This is a genomic window from Cyanobium sp. Maggiore-St4-Cus (genome assembly GCF_024345615.1).
Taxonomy (GTDB): domain Bacteria; phylum Cyanobacteriota; class Cyanobacteriia; order PCC-6307; family Cyanobiaceae; genus Cyanobium_A; species Cyanobium_A usitatum.
The window spans coordinates 57,340-73,303 of the sequence record NZ_JAGQBL010000009.1; the positions used below are offsets into that span (position 1 = coordinate 57,340).

General features: G+C 65.1%; 14 protein-coding genes and 1 tRNA gene. 7 read left to right on the top strand and 8 right to left on the bottom strand.

The genetic code is table 11. The features are described from left to right. Nucleotides 1-18: 18 nt before the first annotated feature. On the bottom strand, nt 19-390 hold the full coding sequence (locus KBY99_RS09820) for a DUF3155 domain-containing protein (protein ID WP_106632267.1): 372 nt from the start codon (nt 388-390) through the stop codon (nt 19-21). A gap of 431 nt (nt 391-821) precedes the next feature. Between KBY99_RS09820 and KBY99_RS09825 the strand changes: the two genes are divergently transcribed. Next, on the top strand, nt 822-1,958 hold the full coding sequence (locus tag KBY99_RS09825; RefSeq protein WP_254998864.1) for a sensor histidine kinase: 1,137 nt from the start codon (nt 822-824) through the stop codon (nt 1,956-1,958). Here the strand turns inward: KBY99_RS09825 and cobS are convergent. Next, the gene (cobS, locus tag KBY99_RS09830) at nt 1,915-2,694 is read right to left on the bottom strand and encodes an adenosylcobinamide-GDP ribazoletransferase (RefSeq protein ID WP_254998867.1); all 780 of its coding nucleotides are present in this window, start codon (nt 2,692-2,694) and stop codon (nt 1,915-1,917) included. The genes KBY99_RS09825 and cobS overlap by 44 nt on opposite strands. A 49-nt stretch (nt 2,695-2,743) precedes the next feature. Here cobS and tgt point away from each other — a divergent pair, with 49 nt between their 5' ends. Then, nucleotides 2,744-3,877 (top strand): tRNA guanosine(34) transglycosylase Tgt, encoded by a 1,134-nt coding sequence (tgt, locus tag KBY99_RS09835; protein WP_254998925.1) that lies wholly within the window; start codon nt 2,744-2,746, stop codon nt 3,875-3,877. A gap of 29 nt (nt 3,878-3,906) precedes the next feature. Beyond that, complete coding sequence (locus tag KBY99_RS09840) at nt 3,907-4,050, top strand: photosystem II reaction center protein K (protein ID WP_106632264.1); 144 nt, start codon at nt 3,907-3,909, stop codon at nt 4,048-4,050. An 8-nt stretch (nt 4,051-4,058) separates the two neighbouring features. On the opposite strand, the gene KBY99_RS09845 is transcribed toward KBY99_RS09840, so the two are convergent. Next, nucleotides 4,059-4,784 (bottom strand): WecB/TagA/CpsF family glycosyltransferase, encoded by a 726-nt coding sequence (locus KBY99_RS09845; protein WP_254998868.1) that lies wholly within the window; start codon nt 4,782-4,784, stop codon nt 4,059-4,061. Between the two features lie 61 nt (nt 4,785-4,845). On the opposite strand from KBY99_RS09845, the gene KBY99_RS09850 reads away from it, so the two are divergent. Continuing rightward, entirely contained in the window at nt 4,846-8,133 is a 3,288-nt protein-coding gene (locus tag KBY99_RS09850; RefSeq protein WP_254998870.1) for a glycoside hydrolase family 15 protein, read from the top strand. Here KBY99_RS09850 and KBY99_RS09855 read toward each other — a convergent pair. The 4 genes from KBY99_RS09855 to KBY99_RS09870 form a co-directional block, all read right to left on the bottom strand. Further along, nucleotides 8,130-9,122 carry a Gfo/Idh/MocA family protein gene (locus tag KBY99_RS09855; protein ID WP_254998872.1) on the bottom strand — a complete coding sequence of 331 codons (993 nt, stop codon included), beginning with the start codon at nt 9,120-9,122 and terminating at the stop codon, nt 8,130-8,132. The two genes, KBY99_RS09850 and KBY99_RS09855, sit on opposite strands and share 4 nt — an antisense overlap. Before the next feature lie 55 nt (nt 9,123-9,177). Continuing rightward, nucleotides 9,178-10,485, bottom strand: coding sequence for a hemolysin family protein (locus tag KBY99_RS09860; protein ID WP_254998926.1), 1,308 nt, complete (start codon nt 10,483-10,485; stop codon nt 9,178-9,180). Between the two features lie 92 nt (nt 10,486-10,577). Continuing rightward, nucleotides 10,578-10,650, bottom strand: a tRNA-Ile gene (locus KBY99_RS09865). A gap of 12 nt (nt 10,651-10,662) precedes the next feature. Next, entirely contained in the window at nt 10,663-11,022 is a 360-nt protein-coding gene (locus KBY99_RS09870; protein WP_315856781.1) for an Occludin/ELL family protein, read from the bottom strand. Nucleotides 11,023-11,381: 359 nt separating this feature from the next. Here KBY99_RS09870 and pyrE point away from each other — a divergent pair, with 359 nt between their 5' ends. Together pyrE and KBY99_RS09880 are read left to right on the top strand one after the other, a co-directional pair. Beyond that, nucleotides 11,382-11,939: an orotate phosphoribosyltransferase gene (gene pyrE / locus KBY99_RS09875; protein ID WP_254998927.1), complete on the top strand. Its 558-nt coding sequence runs from the start codon at nt 11,382-11,384 to the stop codon at nt 11,937-11,939. Next, on the top strand, nt 11,936-12,889 hold the full coding sequence (locus tag KBY99_RS09880; RefSeq protein WP_254998874.1) for a YgfZ/GcvT domain-containing protein: 954 nt from the start codon (nt 11,936-11,938) through the stop codon (nt 12,887-12,889). The genes pyrE and KBY99_RS09880 overlap by 4 nt, the downstream gene beginning before the upstream one ends. A gap of 32 nt (nt 12,890-12,921) precedes the next feature. On the opposite strand, the gene KBY99_RS09885 is transcribed toward KBY99_RS09880, so the two are convergent. After that, nucleotides 12,922-14,352, bottom strand: a complete 1,431-nt coding sequence (locus tag KBY99_RS09885; RefSeq protein WP_254998875.1) for a TM0106 family RecB-like putative nuclease — start codon at nt 14,350-14,352, stop codon at nt 12,922-12,924. Between the two features lie 140 nt (nt 14,353-14,492). Here KBY99_RS09885 and KBY99_RS09890 point away from each other — a divergent pair, with 140 nt between their 5' ends. After that, nucleotides 14,493-15,962, top strand: a complete 1,470-nt coding sequence (locus KBY99_RS09890) for a phosphoglucomutase/phosphomannomutase family protein (RefSeq protein ID WP_254998877.1) — start codon at nt 14,493-14,495, stop codon at nt 15,960-15,962. Nucleotides 15,963-15,964: the final 2 nt, after the last annotated feature.

A 15,964-nucleotide genomic window follows, 5' to 3' on the forward strand; every position in this document is an offset into this window, starting at 1 on the left:
GCCAGGGCAAAGCCAAGCTCAGACGAAGGCGTATTCGTACTCCTCCATCTCTTCCCAGTCGTCGGCGGCGAGGGCTTCGATGCCTTCGAAAAGCACCTCCTCACCGATGCGGTCGACGATCGTGCGCAGTGAGGGAAACAGGAAATGGTTTTCCTCGGCGTATTGGGCGCTGAACAGGCCCTTTTCGCCCCAGAAGAAGCGATCAGTGGTGTGCTCGTTGCGGCGCACGTTGAGAATTGCTGGGGGCACCAACAGCTCCTCAGCAATGAAGCGGCGTGCTGCCGTGACCGGCTTGTGGGAGCCGGTCTCGAGATTGAAGGTGGGGACATGCGCCAGCACCCGCTGGCCTGCGAGCCGGCGACGGCTAATCCGCTTGCGCTTTTTGGACATTGAACTGCTCCCGAGAAGGAGGAATTAGGAGAAGGAAGAGAAACCGGAGGGGGAACGGACAGTGGGAGCGCAAAACATGCGCAGGGTCCGTGACTCAGCCCACCCGAACCCCCCAAAATTTGGAGAGCAGGGCGACGCCCAAACGTTCTGTTGTCCGAGAGAGTCAGCAGGCCCAGGGGTCAGCGACGCCACACCCCGCCCATTCGGGGTGCAGAACAACAGGAAGCAAGATCGGCGTAAGTCGGATCTGTCACTGCTGTAGCCTGAATTGCCGAAATGGGCAACAAAGGGTGAGGGCGTCACGACGACGAACCGCTGCCCGCTTGCGGACCGCGCCGTATTGGTCGATACCGCACATCTTAAGACTTTTTTCTGGTTTTCCCACGCCTTTTCCAAACTTTTTGGAACATGGCCAGGACTGAGGGCAGCAGATGCAAGTCTCCAACCGCTTTCTCGCCCTACTGCGCTTCCAGCTAGCCCAGTTCGCTGATCGCAGCGACCTCAGCTCCCTGGTGGTTTATGTCACCCAGCCCGGTGAAGCCAACGCCCCCATCCTGGTGCCAATCGGCCAATGGCCGAGTGATGGCCGAGCCCTGCCTGCGGTCGAAGCCGGCAGTCCGCTGAGCTTGCCAGCGGAGGAGCGGCGCTGGCTGCCGCTGCGCCACCAAAGGGTGCTGCTGGGCGCGATCCAGGTGGAAACCAGCGTGGTGCCCTGGCCAGACAGCCTCGGGCAGCGGCTCCAGGCCGTCGCCCTGTGTCTTACCGAAGCGCTCTGCCTTGATCTGGAACAACAGCAGTTGCAACAGACCCTCGAGCAACAGCAAGCAGAATTGGGCCTGCTGTTGCACCAGCTGCGCAACCCCCTCGCCGCCCTGCGCACCTTCGGCCAACTACTGCTGCGGCGCCTCGAACAGGACCAGCAGAACCGACCTCTGGTGGAAGGCTTGCTGGCGGAAGAGCGCCAGCTCAACCGCTACGTGGATGCCCTCAGCCAGCTGGGCCGCCACGAGCAAGCCGCCGTCAGCGGCGAGGCGGCGGCGCCCCTGCTACTTCCCCCCGGGCTGGTGGGGCCCGAGGGCCAACCCCTGCTCGACTGGCTTGAGCCCTTGATGCAGCGGGCTGCTGCCACGGCCTCTCTGCAGGGCCGCCCCTGGCATCCGCCATCCTGCTTGCCCAACTGGCACGGGGACAGTGGCGCCGTGGCTGAAATTTTGGCCAACCTGCTGAACAACGCCTTTCGATACAGCCCCAGCGGCACGGCCATCGGCCTGGACTGCCAAGCACTGGCGTCAGGGGACTGGCAACTGACGGTGTGGGATGGCGGCGAGCCGATCGCCGAAAACGAGCGTCAGGCCATCTTTGAGCAGGGTTTCCGGGGGAGGCAGGGGCAGGGGCGGCCTGGGACGGGGCTGGGACTGGCCCTGGCCAGGGATCTGGCCCGCAGCCTCGGTGGCGAGCTCAACCTGGTGTTGCCGCCGGCAGCCGTTGCCCAGCAACTGCCCGAGCGGGGCAACGCCTTTTGCCTCAGGCTGCCAGCCGCGGCCCCAAGCCCAGCAGCAGGGCCATGAGCAGCAGGGCCAGAGCTTCTGTCCATTCGACACAGGCTCCATAGCTATCGCCGCTATGGCCGCCGAGACGGCGGCCGAGCCATAGGGGCACTAGCACTGCTGGCAGCAAACCCACCCCCTGGGGCCAGGGCCAGCGGGTCCAGGCAGCTAGGCCCAGGGCCAGGGCGAACACCAGCAGGGCCGGCACCAGTTCCGCTGCAAGACCCCGCCAGTGCTGCCGGTGAAAAGCAGCACTGCCCTGCTGCCTCAAATATGGAAACCACTGCATGGCCAAAAGGGGTGACACCCGGCCCCAGAAAGCCGCCCAGAGCATGGCCAGCGGGGCAGCGCCCCCTAGGCAAAGCAGGGCTGCTGCCTTGAGCAGCAGCACCACCACCAAGGCCTGCACCCCCGATGCGCCCACCCGGCTATCTGCCATCGCCTCCAAGGCCCTAGGGCCGGCGCCCAATCCATCGGCAGTATCCATTGCGCCATCAACGTGCAAGCCACCGGTGAGCACCAACCCGAGCGCCAGCACCAAGGCCACCTGGGCTCCAAGGGGCAACCAGCCAGCGGCAAGCCACCAGAAAAGGCCCTGCAGCCCGCCCAGCACCAGGCCGATCAGGGGAGCGAAGCGGGCAATGCGCTCAAAGCGAGGCGGCACTCCTGGCCAGGCGGGCAGCACCGAATAAAACACCCAGGCACCGGCCAGATCGCCCAACCAGCCGGGAATCGCCCCAGAAAATGACTTCGGCACGGGCTCTAGCAAGCGACACCTAGCGTCGGGACAGCACCTGTTCGGCGCAATCAGCTTCCCACCAGCGTTCTCCTTCGACATCACGGCGCAGTGCAGCCGCACCCGGGCCCGCTGCGGCTGCTTTCACACCCCCCATGGCGATGTCACCACACCGCGGTTCATGCCCGTGGGCACCCTGGCCACGGTGAAAGGCGTTACGGCGTCCCAACTGCGGGACACCGGCGCCCAGATGGTGCTCTCCAACACCTATCACCTACACCTGCAGCCGGGCGAGCAGATCGTGGCTGATGCCGGTGGCCTGCACCGCTTCATGGGTTGGGACGGGCCGATGCTCACCGATTCCGGCGGCTTCCAGGTTTTCAGCCTCGGCGACATCAACACCATCGACGACCACGGCGTGGTGTTCCGCTCACCGCGCGACGGCGCCCGCATCGAGCTCACCCCCGAGCGCTCGATGGCGATCCAGATGGCCCTGGGGGCCGATGTGGCCATGGCCTTCGACCAATGCCCCCCCTATCCCGCCAGTGAGGCAGACGTGGCCGCCGCCTGCCGGCGCACCCACAGCTGGCTGGAGCGCTGCATCACCAGCCACACCAAAGTTGACCAGGCCCTGTTTGGCATCGTCCAAGGGGGCTGCTTCCCCCACCTGCGCCAGGAATCGGCCCAGGTGGTGGCCTCCATGGGCCTGCCCGGGATAGCCGTGGGCGGCGTGAGTGTGGGCGAGCCCACCGAGGAAATGCATCGGATCGTGCGCCAGCTGGGGCCGCTGCTGCCTGGTGCCGTACCCCACTACCTAATGGGCATAGGCACCCTGCGGGAAATGGCCATCGCCGTGGCCAACGGCTTCGACCTGTTTGATTGCGTGATTCCCACCCGCCTCGGCCGCCATGGCGCGGCCTTGGTGGGTGGCGAACGCTGGAACCTCAAGAACTCCCGTTTCCGCCACGACCACACCCCCATGGATGCCAGCTGCCCCTGCCCAGCCTGCCGCCAGCACAGCAGGGCCTACCTGCACCACCTAATCAAGAGCGAGGAGCTGCTGGGCAAGATTCTGTTGAGCTTGCACAACATCACCCAGTTGGTGCGCTTCTCCACCGCCATGGGGCAGGCCATCCGCGACGGCTGTTTTGCAGAGGATTTCGCTCCCTGGGAACCGGACTCCCCAGCCGCCCACACGTGGTAGCGTCCGCCCCTAGCTCAGTGAATTCCGGGATGGCTACCTACGCCCTGCAAACCCTGGCCCAACTCCCCGAGGCCTACCAAGCCTTCGGACCACTGGTCGACATCCTGCCGATCATTCCCCTGTTCTTTCTGCTGCTTGCCTTCGTGTGGCAGGCATCCGTCGGCTTTCGCTGAATCCGGCCTCAGCCCTGCCTGAGCACCTCCCAGGCAAATTTGGGTAGGGAGAGCATGCGGCGCCAGCGACTGGGCTCCTGAATCAGCCGGTACAACCATTCGATCTGCAGGGCTCCCATCCAAGCGGGGGCTCTTTTTTTGACCCCAGCCCAAACGTCAAAGCTGCCGCCCACACCCATCCAGAGGCCGCCACTGCGCCCAGGCAGCTGCTGAATCCAGGTTTCCTGGCGGGGTACTCCTAAGGCCGCCAGCACCAGGTCGGGCCGAGCCGCCAGCAGCTGCTGCTCCAACCCTGGCCAGGCTTCAGCTGGTTGGTAGCCATGGGCGTGGAGCACCAGCTTTAGGCCGGGGAGCTCCTGGCGCAAGCGCGTGGTGAGCTGCTCCATCACCACCGGTGAGGCCCCCACCAAAGCCACCCTCCAGCCATGGGAAGCCGCGTGAGTGAGCAAATCACGGGCCAGCTCAATCCCAGGACTGCGCCGCACCCGGTAGCCCTGGCGGCCTAGGGCCCAGACCACGCCGGCACCATCTGGAATCACCAGGTCCGCCGCGGCGATGGCAGCCCCCAAGGCGGGATCGGCCTTTGCCGCCATCGTCATCTCAGCATTCAGGGTGACGATCTGCCCACCACTGCGCTGCCGCAGGGCCAAGGCCGCTGCAAACACATCTGGACACACGCTCACCGGCACCCCCAGAACCCTGGTGCGCAGTGGTTCAGTTGCTGTTGATGCCATCAGGGGGGTGAGGTGGGGGTGGAGAATATATGGCTGGCCTACCACTGGCATAGGGACATCCATGGCGCAATCCCTGCCACTGAACAATCCGGCCCATCAGCCGGAACCCGCCGTTTCAGCCGCCTTGGATCCGGCTCAGGCCTGGGCCCTGCTGCAAGACCTGGATAGTCAAATTGATCGGGTGGTGTTGAGCCGCCAACACCCGATTACGGGACTGCTGCCAGCCAGCACCGCCCATACCGTGCACGGCAACTACGCAGACGCCTGGGTGCGCGACTGCGTTTATTCAATCCAATGCGTCTGGGGACTTGCCCTGGCCCATCGCCGCCTGCGGGGGGCCAGTCGCCGCGTATACGAGCTTGAAGCGAGGGTGCTGCAACTGATGCGCGGCCTGCTCAACGCCATGCTGCGCCAGGCCTCGAAGGTGGAGCGCTTCAAGCACAGCCTGCATCGCCTGCATGCCATCCACGCCAAGTTCGACACGGCCACCGGCTCTGCGGTGGTGGCCGATGACGGCTGGGGGCATCTGCAACTCGATGCCACGGCGCTGTTTCTGCTCCAACTCGCCCAGCTGACCCGCTCAGGCCTGGTGGTGGTGCAAAGCAGCCACGAGCGCGACTTCGTGCAAAACCTGGTGTACTACGTGGCCCGTGCGTACCGCGTAGCCGACTACGGCATTTGGGAAAGGGGCGACAAAGGCAACCACGGCCTCCCAGAGCGCAACGCCAGCTCGATTGGCCTGGTCAAGGCCGCTCTCGAATCCCTGGAGGGACTCGATCTCTACGGACCCCACGGTGATGGGCGCAGCTGTCTAGTGATCCCCCACGACGCCATCGTGAGGCTGCGCCGGGCTCTAGACGCCCTGCTGCCGCGGGAATCAGCTAGCAAGGAGGTTGACAGCGCCTGCCTAGCGGTGATCGGCTATCCCGCCTGGGCCGTGGACGACCCAGAGCTGCGGCGGCGCACCCGCGCCAAGATTCGCGCCGAGCTGGGTGGAGCCTACGGATATAAACGCTTCCGCCGCGATGGCCACCAAACCGTGGTCGAAGACCACACCCGCCTGCACTACGAACGGGAGGAGCTGGCGGAGTTTGAGCACATCGAATGCGAATGGCCCCTGTTTTGGGCTTATGAACTAATCACGGCCTGCTGCGAAGAGCGCTGGGAGGAGGCCCGCCAATGGCGCCAGCGCCTCCATGAAGTGAGCCTGGAGCAAGCGGAGGGCGCCCTGCTCCCCGAGCTCTACCTGGTTCCCGAAGCAGCCATAGCAGCCGAACGACACCAGCCCGGCAGCCAGCGCCGGCTGGCAAACCCCAACGTGCCCTTGCTGTGGACCCAAAGCCTCACCTGGCTCTCAGACCTGTTGCTTGCCGGATTAATAAGTCCAGAAGATCTCGATCCAACCGGGCGACGCCGGCCCAGCACTCTTGGCGCCGACCGGGTGCTGGTGGCGCTGGTGCCAGCTAACTCGGCTATCGCAGCCAGCCTGGAGGCGGCTGGACTGCCCCTGGCCCATGGCCCCAGCAGCACCACAGGCCCCAGCAGTACCAATCCGGCCATCCGCATCGGCGGCTCCCAGGAGCTGGCTATGCGGATGGCCCAGGTAGGTGCAAACCCCGCCCTCGGCCTCAGCGGCCATCCACCCGTGCGGATGGAAACCATGGCTACGGCTCGCCTTTACCGGCAGGGAACCAGCTGTTTTGCGTTTTTCCCAGCCGTGCTGGAGGAAGACACCTTCTACCTGGCAGACGATCCTGAGCAGCTCGTGGACGCCGTGACCGCCGAACTGCGCCTGTTGCAGCGCCACTGGCGAGGAAGCGGCTCGCCGCTGCTGCTGCTGCCGATCGCCGAGGGTGCCTTCCAGGCCAACCCAGATGCCTTCCTAAGGCTGGGGCAGCAGTTGCAGGCAGGACAGCTGGATGGCGTCCCCGTGCAGCTGGCCCCGCTGGCAGAGCTCATCGACCAGGGCAGCTGGGTGGAGCTGCCCGCCCAAGCGCCGGAGGCCGTGCTTCTGCCGCCTGCACCCATAGCCACCCCGTTGCGGGCTGGCACCAGCCAGACCCCCCTTAGCGCCAAGGAGGAGCAAGAACTCGAACGCGAGGACATCAGCATTGGCGAACTCGCCGATCGGCTCTGGCGCAGCTCCTCCCTGGAAGAGCAGGGCGAGGTGCTGGAGCAACTGGTGCGGCGCCTAGGGCCCGACTCCCGGCTGCAGGGGCCGGCCGGCAGCCAACCAGTACGCCTGCATGACCTGCTGGAGGAGGTCTACCGCCGCGCCCTGGCCGAAGCCGACTGGAACGTGGTGCGGCGGGTGGCTGGCGCCCTCGATCTGGTCCATCCCCAGCTGGAAGATGCCCTCACCGACCTGCTGGTGCGCCAGAAGCAGGTGGTGGTAGGACGCAATTACACCAGCGATTCGCGCATCAGCGAGCCCCAGGGCAGCGCCAGCATCGCCGCCATGATCCGTCGCTTCAGCGGCGAAGACGGCCGTGAATGGATGCTGCAGCAGGAATTGCTACTTGCCCTCGACAGCCTGGCCCGCCACGAGCCGGCCCTGCTGAGCGGCAGCCTCACCCTGCAACTGGGCCAGCTGCTGCTGTTGCTCACCGGCGAACTGGCCAGCGAAGCCGAGCTCAACCCCATCGACGCCTTCGAGGCCCTTTGCGATCAGCCCCCCCACGCCATCCAGCGCCGGCTGCGGACCGTGCTGGCTGACCTGGAACATGCAAAAGCCTCCCTGCAGCGCCAGGAGCAGCTGCATGTGAGCGGCCGGGTGCGTTGGGACGTTCCCGATCCTCTGGCAGAGCTACCCAAGGGAGGCTGCTGGCTGCAACACCGGCTGCGGCTCGGGGCCCTAGGGCGCGTGCCCCGCGATTTCTATCCCGGTATCTGGGATCTACTGCACCACTGCCACGGCATCGTCATCGGCGACAAGCTGGAGAAGCGCAACCGACTGGACAGCGGTCCCCTATTGAGTGAAAAGACACCTGGCGAACGTAATTTCGCCGCCCTTGTCGATCACCTACTCAGCAAAATCGAAGCGCCGGACTATCGCCAGCTATGTACGGAAACCCTGCTCACCTTGATCACCTTTATGGGTGCTAATCCCGAGGTGGTATTTGACGACGACCTGGTGTTAGACGTGGTGATCGGTCACGCCGTGCGGGTGGGCTGGCAGCAACGCCACCCGAATATTCCTGAGTCCCAATACGGCCTGCATAAGGCAGATGCCTGGGATCAGTTTTATCTGGCTTCGCCAGCGGATTGCCGCCGCTGGCAGCTGGCAGCTCTACGCCAGCTCACTAGCCCGGAAATAACCCGAGCAGCAAGGGCAACTTCGACGACCTAGATCGGGACCTCCAGGCTCATGCAGAGATTGGGCTGCTCGACACACTGCTCAATCAGGTCGGCCAACTGCAGAGCCCGGGAAGCCTGCAAGCCATCCACCGCCGGGGTCTCAACACCCCGCACGCACTGGAGGAAATGCTCTAGTTCGGCGTATAGGGGCTCAATGGAGGTGGTACTGACCTCTTCAATTACTCCATCGGATCTGTAAACCAGCTCGCCGTGATCTGCGCTCACCGACTCGTGAGCGCGGCGATGAATGTGCAAGGTGCGATTGAGAAAATCTGTCTCTACCAAGCTGCCGCGGCAGTGGGCACTAAGGCTGCGAATCTTGCGATGGGCCATCTTGCTGGCCGTCAGACTGGCCACCACACCATTAGCAAAGGCCAGGGTGGCGTTGACGTAGTCGATTGGCCCTTCAGCACTGCGACCACCGGCCGCCGCCAGGCGAATCACCGGCGCCCCAGCCAGCTCCAGCACAAGGTCAATGTCGTGAATCATCAGGTCGAGCACCACCGACACGTCATTGGCGCGGTCTGGGTTGGGACTGTGACGGCGCGCTTCAAGCACTACCACCTCCTCATTAGCCACAACTTTGACCAATTCCCGGAAGGCGGGATTGAAGCGCTCGATATGGCCCACCTGCAGCAGACGACCAGCCTGCTCAGCCGCATGGATCAACTCAACCGCCTCCTCCTGACTGGCCGCGATCGGCTTCTCGATCAGCACGTGCACCCCGGCCTTCAGGCAGGCCAAACCGACGCGGTGGTGAAGCAGAGTGGGTACCGCGATACAAACAGCGTCCACCTCGGGCAACATTTCCTCGTAGGAGGGGAACCAGCGGCAACCGAACTGCTCGGTAGCTAGCTGTCCGCGGCTCCCATCTGGATCAGCCACCCCCACCAGTTCGGCGTCTTTGATCAGGCTCAGCACCCGGGCGTGGTGCCAACCCATGTTGCCGATGCCGATGACACCCACGCGCACAGGGTTCAAGGCAGTGGCTCTCAACTGACGGCATTATCGGGGGTAAGGGGGCCCAGACCGCTGATCAGCCGCCCTCGGTGCGCTCCGGTTCGACGACTGGACGCTCGATCTGTACTCGCTCAATGCGCGGGCCATCCATGGCCAGTACGCGAAATTGGTGGCCCTTCCAGCGCAAACCTTCACCGGCCGAAGGAATGTGCTGCAAGCGCTCAAGCAGGAAGCCAGCAAGCGTGTGATGACCTTCCGCCTCAGGCAACTGCAGCGCCAGCTGCCTGTTTAGCTCAAAGATTTCCAGGTCCCCTGCCACCGACCAGCAGCCTTCGCCGAGTTTCTGCAGATCCTGGGCCGCCTCAAGGGAATCTTCTTCCTCTCCGACAATCTCGCTGGTGAGGTCGGCCACAGTGACCAGCCCCTCCGTACCACCATGCTCATCAACCACCACCAGCAGGGGCTGACCACTGCGAATTAGGGGCAGGAGCTCCGCCAGAGAAGTGCTCTCCTGCACCAGCGCCACGGGGGTGATGTAGGGAGCAAGGGGAGTGTCGGCACTGAGCATGCCCCTGGCAATGGGATCAGCAAGACGCCGCAGGTCGAGCACGCCGCGCACGTCGTCGAGGGAGCTGCCGATCACCGGGAAGCGGGCGTGGGCGGTGTCATGGACCTCGCGCATCAGCTCGGCAAAACTCACATCCAGGGGCAGGGTGACCATGCCGGATCGGGGCACCATCACCTCCCGCACCAGGGTGTCCCTCAGCGAAAAGACTCCCTCCAAAATGTTGCGTTCGTCGGGCATCAGACCGGTGACGTTGCCGGTTTCGATCAAGGTTTCAAGCTCACCAGCCGACAGGGCAGGCACCAGCTCATCCCAGTTACGGGGTAAGCCGAGCAGGTGCAGCAGCACACTGCTGCAACGCTCAATCAGGGAAAGCAAGGGGGCCAGATTGCGACTCACCGCAGCCAGCAACGGCGCCAGTCGCAGAGCCGAGCTTTCGGGACGATGCAACACCCAGGCCTTGGGTAGTAAGCCGCCCAGCACGGTGGCAAGCAAAACCAGTAGAAGAAATAAACCGGCATCAAGCCAAACCTGGGGAATGGCTCCAGCACCACTTTTGGCGGCCATAGCCATGCCGAGCTGTTCAGCCAAGCCGCGACCGGCCCAGCCCAATGCCACCAAAGCGAGCGCCGTACCCAGCTGGGTAGCCACCAGCACTCGCCGGAGCCGATGCTGCAGCTTGGCAACGGCTTGGGCACCGGGCTCACCCGCCTCCTGCAGTTGCTGCACCCGGCTAGGCCGCAGGCGAATCAGGGCGAATTCCCCAGCGGCAAAAAAAGCCAGCAGAGCCAGCAAAATGGCCAGCGCCAGGACTTGAATCACAGGAAGCTCCGCCAGGAGAGCCATCAGTGCTCTGACGATAGGGGTTGCTGGGCAATCAGACCGCAGGGGTTGATTGAACCAAGGTGAAATGGGGGTCCCGAGGATCGAACTCGGCTAAGGCGAATTATGAGTTCGCTGCATTCACCAGATTGCTAGACCCCCTCGCCAGCAGTGCTACCAGAGGCCGCGCACCGGAGCGCTGTAGCTGGCACCGCCATCCTGCCAGCCTGGGCCATCAGGCTGGGAGCCAGCGGATCCCAGGCTGCCGGAATAGCCGTTTGACACATCCCCCGTACGCCAGGGCATGGGATCACTCTGCTGCTGAAGTAACACTTGATAAGTGTTTTCCACTGCCGTGCCATCCCAGATGATCGTTTGATCGGGGAAGCCGAAGCCCATCACCCTGGTGCCATCACCACCACCCATGGCAATGCCAAATAGATCGGTGATTTGATTGGTGAGGCTCACGCCGCGAGCAAAGGGTGCCGTGTAGCTAAAAAAGCGTTGCTCCATCAGCTGGGGCGTGGTCTGCACGACGCCACAGCGGGTAACTTCAACGGGTCCGGCAGCTCCCCCATTGAGTGCCTGCCCACTGCTGTTTGGGGCCTCCAAGGTCGTGGTGCAAACAACTGGGCCCGCCGCTGCAGGGCTCGAGACCAAGGCTCCTACCAAAGACCAGGCTCCTACCGAAGACAATGCGCCTACGGCCAAGGACCCTGCGCCTACGGCCAAACCGAAAGTGGACCTTAAGTTGGTGCCGTAAGCCATTGATCCCGTCAGCCCAGGGCTGATCCTGTCGTGATGGTCGCAAACTAATCAACCAATCGCGAATGCACCAGATCTTGTCGACCGTTTCCCTGGCTGCCCCGTCATTCACTGCCAGCCCCGCAGAGATGCGCCTGGCCCTGCTTCCCCTGCTGGCCTCCCAGGCCTACCGCCACGGCAACTTCACCTTGGCCTCCGGGCGCAGCAGCCATCACTACGTCAATTGCAAGCCAGTCAGCCTCAGTGGTACCGGCTTGGCCCTGCTCGGCGCCCTAATGCTCGAGCAGGTGGAAGCGGAAGCGCGGGCGGTGGCCGGCCTCACCCTGGGGGCAGATCCCCTGGTCAGCGCAGTGGCGATGAGGGCTGCCTTGGAGGGCCGGGAGCTCAATGCTCTGATCGTGCGTAAAGAGGCCAAGGGCCACGGCACCGGTGCCTGGCTGGAGGGGCCGCTGCCGGAACCGGGAAGCACCATCACCGTGCTTGAAGACGTAGTTACCACCGGCGGCTCTTCCCTAAAGGCCGTGCAGCAGCTGCGGGAGGCTGGCTACACGGTGAACCGGGTAGTGACAATCGTGGATCGCCAGGAGGGGGGCATCGAGGCGATGACGGCTGCCGGGCTCGAGCTGCGCAGCCTGTTTCTGCTGGACGAGGTGGCTGCCACCGCCGCGGGCCTGGCCAACTCATGAGCGCCGATCCTTGGGACTGGCAGCCCAGCGGGCCGTATAGAAGCGAGCAAGCGGGCTACCTGATCCGCCTGGATGGGCCAGATACGGGCAGATTTCTACACGGCCAAACCAGCTCGGCAATCGAAGGCCAGCAGCCCGGCAGCTGGATACCCAGCTGTTGCACCACCGCCACCGGTCGCCTGCGAGCCCTCGCTGAGGTGTTGGTGGATAGGGATGGGGCCTGGCTGCTGCTGCGCGGCGCTGATGGCACCGCCCTTTGGCAGGGCCTTGAGCGGGTGCTGTTCCCCGCCGATCGAGTGCAACTGGGTCCGGTAACTCCGGTGCGTTTGATCACGCCGCTTGGGGATGGCTGCGACACCCTGCCCCAGGTTGCTGATGGGAGCTGGATTTCTCTAGAAAATGGCAGCGGTTGGTTGCTGGGCCGCCAGTTGGTCCTGCTGACAACCGCCGAGCTGCCCGCCTGGCTAGCCGATCGAGCGCCCCTGCCGGCCAGGGAGCAGCAGCGTTGGCGCATCCAGCAGGGGGTGCCGGCGGCCCCAGGTGAGATCAACGACGACACCAACCCCTTCGAAGTAGGGCTTGCGGACCGGGTGAGCCTCAGCAAGGGCTGCTACGTGGGCCAGGAAACCCTGGCCAAACTCGCCACCTACGACGGCGTTAAACAACAGCTGCGGCGCTGGTTCTGGCGCGGAACCCAGGATCCTGGAGAGCCAGGCACAGTCTTATTCGGCGCCAAGACGGGCGACGAGACCAGCAGCCCCCGGGCTGGCCTGATCACCTCCAGCCTGGCCCTGGAAGATGGCTTCTGGATTGGCCTAGCCCTGGTGCGCCGCCAGTCGCTTCAACAAACCTGCCTGCGCGCCGGCCCCGATGCCGATGGCGCGCTGCTGGAGCTATCTCGCCCGCCAGCCTGCGTTGATCCACCGGTCGGTGCCGGCCGTAAATCCTGAATCTCCAGCCCTGAATCTGAAGTCCTGAAGCGTTAGGGCTGAGCCAGTAGCCAGCGCACCACTGCCCAGGTGGCCAGGCTGTCATCGCGGTTGTAGAGAAATATCCGCTGCAACTGATAGCGACTGGCCTGGCCCCGGCTACCCCCTTGGCGGTGCCATTGACGCCACTGGCGCCACCAAAGCAGGCAGCGGGCCCCATCTACCCCTTTCTGGCTCCAGGCAAAGCCCAGCCAGCCGGCCACCGTCTTGAGCCCGTAGCTGCTCACCGGCAAGCGCCAGTGGCGCCGCAGCCGGGCGTGCACATCCAGCATCCTGCGCCGCAACCGGGCCACCTCAGCCTCACTGGCCCCCTGGCGCTGGGCCAGGCGCACCAGGCCAATCACCTCGGTTTCGCCGTAATGCAACACCGGCCAATCGGGATAGCGGGCAAGCAAACGCTGCAATCGCTGCCAGAGGCGCTGCTCACCATGCTCCTGCAAAGCCAGCAGGGGCTGGTAGCGGGCGGACTGCTCTAGCCAGCCCCCCGCCCCGTCGCTCTCCAGCACCACAAAGCCGTGCAGGAAATCATCGCGGGCATCGGGATCGGATTCGATGTCGTAGAGCAGCACACCAGGTGCTGCTGCCAACTCGGGCAAGACCGGCCCACGGCCAAGGCGCTGAGGCAGGCCAGAGGCCTGAACCCGGGCCTGGGCCACCAACTCAGCGGCAATCTCGCGGTGCTGCTCTCCGTAGACGGCCAGGGCCTCGGCCAACAGCTCTGGATCGCGGGCAGCCAGATCCGGCAGGCTGGTGACCCCCTGCTCCAGCAACATCTCGCGGCGCTTACCGCCGATGCCACTCACCTCGCTGAGATGCCCCATGGCGGCGGCCTCCTTATCACAGACGCCTCGCCAGCTGCACAGGGTGCACTTTTTGCGATCGCTCACCAAGGGCGGTGGCGTGGACTGGGCAAGATCAGCGGCGAGGCGCTGCAGGCTCTCATCGAGCTGGTGCTGCAGGCCGCTAGCCAATGCCAGGCGCTCCCGCTGCAGGAACCTGCCTTCACCGGCCACCACCAGACCATGGGGCACTGGTGCCTGCTGGTGCTCCGCCAACAGGCGCCCCCAAAGCGCCAGCACCACCCGAGCTTCGCGGGTTAGCCGTCGCCCCTGGCGAGCCAATACCGGCCGGTATACGTAGGCGCCCCAACGGCTTTGGCCAGCGATGCGCTCCAGCAGGGAGGGATGGGATTCCAATCGCACTCCCTGGGGACCAGCCCCCCGCAGCCGCAAGCCCACCACCCCAGCCGCCCCTGCGGCGCAGGCCGCCTCGCCGTGGCCAGGCCGCTGGGGCAGCAGGGTCTGAAAGCTGCGCAGCTGGTCGCTCAAGGCCAGGGCCCGGTGGGCATTCCACTGCCGCTCGCTGGCAACCCCAAAGCGATCCAGCCAGGCGCGGCGCCTGCATCGCAGCCAACTGCGCAGCAAGCGGTCAGTTAGAGCCGGCTCGGGCCCTGAACATTCAATTTGGGGCCGGGAAGTCAATGCTGGCGTCCACTGACCCCGACGCTAGGGCTGGAGCGCCGCCGGCACCGCAGAATTGCCCCAGCTCGGCATGCCCACCCCCCATGGCCTCAGCCCCCCTGCCCCTGGAGGCCAGCCCGATCGTCTTCGGCACCGATGGCTGGCGCGGCATCCTCGGCGTGGACATCACCCTGGATCGACTGCTGCCGGTAGCTGCCGCTGCAGCCCGGGAGCTGGCCCACTCCGCCCCCGAAGGCCTGAAAAGCCGCGAGGTGGTGATCGGCTACGACCGCCGTTTTCTGGCGCCCGAACTAGCTGAGGCGATCTGCAGCGCCGTTAGAGGTTGCGGCCTGGATCCCCTGCTTTCGGACACAGCCACTCCCACCCCTGCCAGCAGCTGGGCCGTGGTGCAGCGCCAGGCTCTGGGTGCCCTGGTGATCACCGCCAGCCACAACCCGCCGGAGTGGCTCGGCTTAAAAATCAAGGGACCGTTCGGCGGCTCGGTGGAAGGCGACTTCACCCGCCGAGTGGAAACCCGCCTGGAAGCCGGTGGCATCACCGTGCCGATCCCGGGCGACCCCCAACGCTTCGATGCCCTGGGCACCTACGTGGCGGGCCTACAGACCAAGGTGAACACTGCGGCACTGGCGGCAGGCCTAGAGCGCCTGGGGCTCACGGTGATTGTCGATCCAATGCACGGCTCAGCAGCCGGTGTACTGCCGGCCCTGCTGGGCGATGGGGCCAGATCCAGTGGCGTCATCCGCGAGATTCGGGCAAACCGGGACCCCCTATTTGGCGGCAACCCACCCGAGCCGCTGGCCCCTTACCTGCAGGAATTGATCACGGCCGTAACCGCCAGCACCGCAGCTGGCCGGCCCGCCATGGGGATCGTGTTTGACGGCGACGGCGACCGCATCGCCGCCGTGGACGAGCGCGGCCGCTTCTGCAGCACCCAGCTGCTGATGCCCCTATTCATCGACCACCTGGCCCGGGCCCGCCAGCTGCCGGGCTGCGTAATCAAAACCGTAAGCGGCTCCGACCTGATGCAGCTTGTGGCAGAAGGCCTGGAGCGCCAGGTGCTGGAAAAGCCCGTGGGCTTCAAATACATCGCTGCAGAGATGCTGAGCGGCGAGGTGCTGGTGGGCGGCGAAGAATCGGGCGGCGTGGGCTTCGGCATGCATCTGCCAGAGCGGGATGCGCCCTTTGCAGCCCTGCTGCTGATCGAAGCGCTGGTGGAGGGGGGCGTGCCCCTGGGGGAGCGGATCGATGCCCTGCAGCAGCGCTGCGGTGGTGCCGCCGCCTACGACCGACTCGACCTGCGCCTGCCAAACATGGCAGCCCGCGAGCGCCTCGAGGCAAAGCTGGCCGCAGCACCTCCCAGCGAGGTAGCCGGCAGCCCCGTGCTGGAGGTGATCACCACCGATGGGGTGAAGCTGCGCCTAGGCCCCAGCCACTGGCTGATGTTGCGCTTCTCCGGCACCGAGCCGCTGCTGCGGCTCTACTGCGAAGCCCCCAGCGAAGCCCGCGTGGCTGAGGTGCTGGGCTGGGCCCGCCAGCTGGCGGAATCGGTCTGACG

Excerpts from the sequence above, each read along its gene's own strand:
- KBY99_RS09820 (WP_106632267.1), bottom strand. The coding sequence starts at position 390 with ATGTCCAAAAAGCGCAAGCGGATTAGCCGTCGCCGGCTCGCAGGCCAG.
- KBY99_RS09825 (WP_254998864.1), top strand. The coding sequence starts at position 822 with ATGCAAGTCTCCAACCGCTTTCTCGCCCTACTGCGCTTCCAGCTAGCC.
- KBY99_RS09840 (WP_106632264.1), top strand. The coding sequence starts at position 3,907 with ATGGCTACCTACGCCCTGCAAACCCTGGCCCAACTCCCCGAGGCCTAC.
- KBY99_RS09845 (WP_254998868.1), bottom strand. The coding sequence starts at position 4,784 with ATGGCATCAACAGCAACTGAACCACTGCGCACCAGGGTTCTGGGGGTG.
- KBY99_RS09850 (WP_254998870.1), top strand. The coding sequence starts at position 4,846 with ATGGCGCAATCCCTGCCACTGAACAATCCGGCCCATCAGCCGGAACCC.
- pyrE (WP_254998927.1), top strand. The coding sequence starts at position 11,382 with ATGCGCCTGGCCCTGCTTCCCCTGCTGGCCTCCCAGGCCTACCGCCAC.
- KBY99_RS09880 (WP_254998874.1), top strand. The coding sequence starts at position 11,936 with ATGAGCGCCGATCCTTGGGACTGGCAGCCCAGCGGGCCGTATAGAAGC.
- KBY99_RS09890 (WP_254998877.1), top strand. The coding sequence starts at position 14,493 with ATGGCCTCAGCCCCCCTGCCCCTGGAGGCCAGCCCGATCGTCTTCGGC.